The sequence below is a fragment of the Actinomadura sp. K4S16 genome, assembly GCF_008327685.1.
Lineage (GTDB): Bacteria > Actinomycetota > Actinomycetes > Streptosporangiales > Streptosporangiaceae > Spirillospora.
In genome coordinates, this window is record NZ_BDDE01000002.1 from 1 (window position 1) to 1320 (window position 1320).

Annotated in this window: 1 protein-coding gene; it reads left to right on the plus strand. The window is 66.7% G+C overall.

Annotated features, from left to right (window positions below; all coding sequences use genetic code 11):
• The first annotated feature begins 49 nt into the window (after positions 1–49).
• Positions 50–1293 (plus strand): IS3 family transposase gene (locus K4S16_RS00015; RefSeq protein ID WP_235036471.1). Its coding sequence is split into 2 segments (ribosomal slippage): positions 50–332 and positions 332–1293, totalling 1245 coding nucleotides; the frame shifts between segments, so codons are not numbered across the junction.
• Positions 1294–1320 lie beyond the last annotated feature (27 nt).

The following is a 1320-nucleotide window of genomic DNA, read 5'->3' on the forward strand; positions in this document are numbered from 1 at the left end:
GAAGCGCCCCGGGTCGGATGGAGGCTCGATTCCCTGAGAGGATCGAGTCATGGCACGTCAGTCCCCCTATCCGCCTGAGCTGCGCAGGCGGGCGGTTCGGATGGTCGCCGAGGTGCGTCCGGACTATCCGAGCGAGTGGTCGGCGATGAAGGCCGTCGCGACCAAGCTGGGCGTCAAGCACGCTGAGACGGTGCGGTCCTGGGTGCGTCGGGCCGAGGTTGACGCCGGTGCCCGGCCGGGGATCACGACCGAGGAGTCGGCGGAGCTCAAGCGGCTCAAGCGCGAGAACGCCGAGCTGCGCCGGGCGAACGAGATCCTGAAGGCCGCGGCGGGTTTCTTCGCGGCCGAGCTCGACCGGCCACACAGGTACTGATCGCGTTCATCGACGCATTCAAGAAGGTGTTCGGAGTCGAGCCGATCTGCCGGGTGTTGTCCGAGCACGGCACCAAGATCGCCCCGTCCACCTACTACGCCACCAAGTCACGTCCAGCTTCCACTCGGGCCGTGCGTGACGAGTGGCTCAAACCCGAGATCACCCGCATCTACGAGGACAACTACCGGGTGTATGGCGCTCGAAAGGTTTGGCGGCAGCTTCAGCGCGAGGGCCATGCCGTGGCGCGCTGCACGGTCGAGAGGCTGATGCGCGAGCTCGGCCTGCACGGTGCCCGCCGCGGCCGCAAGGTCCGCACCACCATCCGCGACGACCGGCATGAGCGGGCCACCGATCTGCTGCGCCGCGACTTCACCGCCGGCAGCCCGAACCGCCGCTGGGTCGCCGACTTCACCCACGTGACCACCTGGGCCGGCGTCGTCTACGTCGCGTTCGTGGTCGACATCTTCTCCCGCGCCGTCGTCGGCTGGGCAGCGGCGACCAACAAGCGGACCCGGCTGGTGCTGGACGCCCTCGACATGGCGCTGTGGCGACGCGATCGAGCCGGACGACCCGTTGGGCCCGGCCTGGTCCATCACAGTGACGCCGGGTCCCAATACACCTCTTTTCGGTTCACCACGCATCTGGTCGACGCTGGGATCGACGCCTCCATCGGCACCGTCGGCGACGCGCTGGACAACGCGTTGATGGAGTCGGCGATCGGGCTCTACAAAACCGAGCTGATCAAACCTGGTGGACCGTGGAAGAACCTGACCGGCGTCGAGCTGGCCACCGCCGAGTGGGTCGACTGGTACAACACCACCCGACTGCACAGTGAGATCGGCCATATCCCACCCGACGAATACGAAGCGCTCTACTACTCCCAAAACCACACAGAGCTGCAGGTCACAGCCACAGCCTAGAGCCTCCATCGAAACCGGGGCGCTTCA